Raw genomic sequence first — 4,927 nt, 5'->3', positions numbered from 1 at the left:
CGGAAGCAGTGGGCTTAATGCCCGTTTTGTCTCTATTAAGAGACTGGCTGAGCGACGTCGCGAGAGTGTCCGCCGACTGTCACAGGCGTGTGACAGGGCATGTCTGCGCGCCACGATGATCGCCCGTCGCCCCTGTGCGTCCGGCCGCCCCCCGGCCGCACTCCCGCGGCGGCTTCACGGCGGGACGGTTCCCAGGTGAGAAGCCATGCGACCGGCCGACCGGCCCGGCGCCGGCTTCAGGGACCGGCGGTATCCGATGACGTGGCCCTCACCGTGCGTCGTAGCGACACTGGTGGAGTGATGGACATCGAACGGCAGACGGAGCGGTGCTTGGAACGGGCCATCATGGAGCTGCTGGAGCGTCGTGGTCCGGGCGCGACGATCTGCCCATCCGACGCGGCGCGGGCGGTGTACGAAGGGGACGACGACGGCTGGCGAGCGCTCATGGAACCGGCCCGCCGCGCGGCCCGGCGGTTGGTCACGGCCGGGGAGGTGGAGATTACCCAGGCCGGCCATCCCGTCGAGCCGGCAAAGGCCCGCGGTCCGATCCGTATCCGCCGCTCCCGCTGACCCGTCGTGGGCGCGGCACCGCATCGATGAGTGTTGCGCAGTCGCGCCGGTCGCCGACAAATGCTGCCGGTCAGTGAATCCGAGCGGGCATCGCCCCGACGGATGGGTACTGTGTCGGGCCTGCATCCGAGCAGGGTGGGCTCGTCAGCCGTCCGGCCTGGGAAGCTCGCCGGTCCGGGCACGGTCGTGCAGGTCGTGATGCTCGGCGGGTGACAAGCCTTCCTCGCCCGACTCCGGGTGCCCCCACCGAACCGGCGGGGGCGGCGGACCCGGCGCCGCGGTCGGTGCTGCGGGCGGGCCCGTGGACGGGGCTGGCGGCTGGTGGGGCAGCAGGTCGATCGGCTCGCGCAAGCGCAGCGTGGCGGGAAGGTCCAGCTGTCCCTCGCGGGAGGCGACCACGATGTCCCGAACGGCGAGTGTGGCCTCGACAGCGCACTGCCCGCTGCGGACGGCCACCAGCAGGCCGTCGCGGACGACCGCGACGAGCCCCGAGATCTTGAAGAGCACAGTGAGGCTCACGCCGACGGTGGCGGCCTTGGCGCCGTCCATGAGGAGATCCACCGACGGATGATGGGCGGAGGTGATGCTGTGGGTGGCCAGCGCGACGATCTCCTCGCTGCCGGGGTACTGGCGCGTACGGCGCGCTGCTTCCTTGAGGGCCCGGTACTTGGACCAGCCCGAAGCCACCAGGGAGACGAGATCGAGGTCGAGGAAACCGTTGACGACGGTGGCCAGCTCGCGTTCCACGGCCCGGCCGGCCGCGGGGGTCAGGCCGCGCACGCGCGGGAGGACACCCGTCACCGCGCCATGGGCGTGCAGGGCGTCGGCTAGTGCGTCGGGGGCCTGCCCCTGGGGACCGAGCAGCAGGGCCCGGACGGTGAGGGGCTCGACGAGGGGAGCCGTGGTCATGGGTCCTCCTCCTTCAGCGTCTGGTCACCCGGGTCCGGGTGGGGTTCCAGCCGTACGGAGTGGGTCGGCGGGCCGGTGTCGGAGTACTCGGCCACGTCGGTCGCCGCGGGGGCGGGGCGCAGCCGGGAGCTGATGTGGTCGTGGACCCAGCGCGGCCCGCGGGATCGAGGGGTGAGGAACACGTATCCCGCGGCGGCCAACAGGGCCGCACCGAGCAACCCGGAGCCGACGATCAGGCCGACGGGGACCGTGCCCGCGTTCGCGTTCGTGTCCGTGTCCGTGTCTGTGTCTGCATCCGCGTCCGGTGTGGGGACCGGCGTGGTCGGGTCCGGCGGCGGCGAAGTCGTATCCGGCGGGGTGGGGCTCGGAGATGAGGACGGGACCGGACCGGGGCCCGTCACCGTGAAAACGGTCTCCGCGCCCACGTCCGGGTCCTCCGCACACTGGCCGCGTACCGCGTACTCGGCCTCGCTCGTATCGGACGGCACTTCCAGCTGGGCGGTGAAGGTGCCGTCATCGGCAGCGTCGGCGGTGTCCCGCTGTTCTCCGTCCCACAGCAGTTCCACTCGGGAACAGTCGAATCCCGAACCGGCTACGGATACGAAGACGGGGTCACCACCGGTCGGCGCCGAGGTGGGATCGAGCGTGATCTCCGGTTGCGACTCGGGCTCGTCGGTGACGTTGAAGGGTGCCTCGGCGGAAACCTGCTCGTACCCGACGCAGGTTGCCTCGACCTTGTGATCCTCGGGGTCCGCGTCGGACGGAACGGCGACCTCGGCCGTGAACGAGCCGCCCTCCACCGTGATTTCCGCAGGCGGGGCGACCGGGAGTGGGCTGCCGTCCCAGGCCAGCGCTACGGTCCCGCTCCGGCCTCCCTCGTCGACGCTGTCCGCGACACAGCCTTCGAACCCGGAGCCGGTCACCGTGACCGACGTCTGCACGGGCCCCTCGGCCGGATCCAGCGTCAGGGCCGTCGGCCCGGTGTCGGCCGTCACGGTGAACTGGGCGGTTGCCTCAAGCTTCGAGTCGACCGTGCAGAGGGCCGTGACCGCATACGTGCCGGGAGTGGCATCGGACGGGGCCGTGACATCGGTATCGAACTCGCCTTCGGCGCCGGCCGTGGTGACGCTGGGGATGCCGCCGCCGTCCCAGGTGACCTGGATCTCGCCGGGCGTCGGCGGCTCGGCGGTTGGGTCGTGCGGATACGTTTGGCAGTTGCCGAATCCGTAGCCGTGGACGCCCACTCTTGTGCCGGGCGGGCCTTCGGGCCGATCGAGCGTGATGTACTCCGCCGCCACGGCACGGACCGGCCTGGCAGCAATGGTGGCAACGGGCGCGCCCCACGCGACCACCGTGCTCAGGAGCACCGCGGTCAGCGAGCGGCCGACCTTTTGGGCAAGGGGAAACATGACCCTCCGTGAGCTGTTTCCCATTGTCCTCCGGCTTTCGGCTGCCCGCTCTCTGCGGCGGGGCCGGAGGTCGGAGCGGCTCTGGCCCGGCCGACGGCCCGGACCTGCCCTGATGGGCCTCGGGGTGCCTTGGAGGGACGCCGGGCCCGCTCCGAACGCAAGCCCGGAAGGTAGGGAAGGTAGGCACCGCCGGTAAGCCGCCGAAAGTCGTACGCGCAGGTCTGTCGGCTTGCACAGCTCCCGCCGCCGGGTCATGCAGGGACCATTTCCGGCTGCCCGGCTGCCTCGGGTGGTGCTGAGCCGGGGCTTTGGCGGCCGATCGAGACACCGGGTCTCGCGCCGTGGTCGCCAGGCGTTCGGGAATCGCGTCAAGCGCCGGCAACGGCTTTAAACTGCCGCAGAGTTCTGCCCAAAAGGTTACTTTCTGCAGTTGGTCCTGGTCGGATAGCAATGATGCGGCGCCTGGCACGGCCTGCCGACGGTCGGCGGGCGATCCCAGCGTGCCGAAAGGAACGTCTCGTGATCCGCACCCGTTACGCCGCCGCTCTGGCCACCATGGCCGTTACCGCCCTCGCGATCACCGCGAGCCCCGCCTCAGCGGCACCCGGCGACACGCTCACCATGTGCTCCAGCACGCTCACCCCTGACGGCTGGGTGGACGTCCAGTGGTGGAACAGCGGTGGCTGCGGCTCCGGTTTCACCCCCAACACCAAGCAGATCAAGGACCTCAGAGGCTACCCGGTCGGCACCCAGGTCAACGCCTGTGCCTCCACGTGGCCGCCCGCCGGCTGGACCATCACCAGCACCTACTACTCAAGTGGCTGCCGCTACTCCGCCGTCCCCAGCTTCAACCCCAACACCTGGACGCTGAAGCGCACCTCCTGACCTCGGACCGGGCGCCGTAGTCGGCCTTTACCGCCGACTACGGCGCTCGGTGCTGTCGCGGGCCCACCTGGCTCCGAGCCCGCCCGCGCCGCCAGAGGCCACCACGTACCGCGTGCCGCTCCCGACGCGCACCAGGTCGTCGAGGCGTGGCAGGAGGAGGTCAGTAGCGGAGCGGTTCGTCGCCGAGTTGCCGGACCTCGGTGTTCCCTCGCGTCGACCCCTGGCGGGGACCGGTCGGCGCCTAGGCCGTGTTTTAGATCGGGGTTCCGATCCACGTCTCGCGCAGTGATGATCACGGTGTGGGGCGTGGGGATCTTTCTGATGAGCAGTGGTCGGTGTTGGAGTCGTTGCTGCCTGCGGCGGGTGTGAGCCGTAGGTCCGGGAACCGGCGGCGGTTGATCGATGGGGTGCGGTGGCGGGTGCGGACCGGTGTGCCGTGGCGTGATCTGCCGTGCGAGTACGGGCCCTGGCAGACGGTCTACGGGCTCTTTCGCCGCTGGCAGCGCGAGGGTGTGTGGGTCCAGCTCCTTACCTTGTTGCAGGCGAGGGCGGATGCGGCCGGGCTGATCACGTGGGAGGTGAACGTCGACTCAACGGTCTGCAGGGCCCACCAGCACGCGGCTGGTGCCCGCCGGGATGGGGCCGGGCAGAAGGAGCCGCCCGGCGGTGCGGGCAACGAGCCGGACGATCACGGGCTGGGCCGTTCGCGCGGCGGGTTCACCACGAAGATCCATCTGGCCTGTGAGCAGGGCCAGAAGCCGTTGTCGTTGCTGGTCACGGCAGGTCAGCGGGGTGACAGCCCGCAGTTCGAGCCCGTTCTCGAAGCGATCCGGGTGCCCAAGGTCGGCGGTGGCCGCCCCAGACGCAAGCCGCTGCGGGTGCGTGGTGACAAGGCGTATTCTTCGCGCGCCAACCGCGCTTACCTGCGTAGACGCGGGATCCGGTGCACCATTGCCGAGCCGGCCGACCAGGTCCGCAACCGCAAGCGGCGTGGCCGTGCCGGTGGCCGTCCGCCGGCCTTCGATCGGCAGGACTACAAGGCCCGCCACGCGGTTGAGTGCGGGATCAGCCGTCTCAAGCAGCACCGGGCTGTCGCGACCCGGTATGAGAAGCTCGCCTGCCGCTTCGAGGCCACCGTCCAGATCGCCGCGATC

5 protein-coding genes are annotated in these 4,927 nt (G+C 70.6%); 3 read left to right on the top strand and 2 right to left on the bottom strand.

All coding sequences use genetic code 11. The annotated features are described in order from the left end of the window. Positions 1 to 297 precede the first annotated feature (297 nt). Complete coding sequence (locus AB0D48_RS37125; protein ID WP_362407696.1) at positions 298 to 570, top strand: DUF3253 domain-containing protein; 273 nt, start codon at positions 298 to 300, stop codon at positions 568 to 570. A gap of 144 nt (positions 571 to 714) precedes the next feature. Here the strand turns inward: AB0D48_RS37125 and AB0D48_RS37120 are convergent, their stop codons facing one another. Then, positions 715 to 1,479 carry a hypothetical protein gene (locus AB0D48_RS37120; protein WP_362407693.1) on the bottom strand — a complete coding sequence of 255 codons (765 nt, stop codon included), beginning with the start codon at positions 1,477 to 1,479 and terminating at the stop codon, positions 715 to 717. After that, on the bottom strand, positions 1,476 to 2,888 hold the full coding sequence (locus AB0D48_RS37115) for a hypothetical protein (RefSeq protein ID WP_362407691.1): 1,413 nt from the start codon (positions 2,886 to 2,888) through the stop codon (positions 1,476 to 1,478). The genes AB0D48_RS37120 and AB0D48_RS37115 overlap by 4 nt, the downstream gene beginning before the upstream one ends. 519 nt (positions 2,889 to 3,407) lie before the next feature. Here AB0D48_RS37115 and AB0D48_RS37110 point away from each other — a divergent pair. Further along, on the top strand, positions 3,408 to 3,773 hold the full coding sequence (locus AB0D48_RS37110; protein WP_362407687.1) for a hypothetical protein: 366 nt from the start codon (positions 3,408 to 3,410) through the stop codon (positions 3,771 to 3,773). A 299-nt stretch (positions 3,774 to 4,072) separates the two neighbouring features. Beyond that, positions 4,073 to 4,927, top strand: an 855-nt coding sequence (locus AB0D48_RS37105) for an IS5 family transposase (protein ID WP_362407684.1), incomplete at its 3' end; no start/stop codon positions are given.

It is taken from the genome of Streptomyces sp. NPDC048269 (genome assembly GCF_040652395.1).
GTDB lineage: Bacteria > Actinomycetota > Actinomycetes > Streptomycetales > Streptomycetaceae > Streptomyces.
This window is presented reverse-complemented; position numbering and strand designations above follow the sequence as displayed.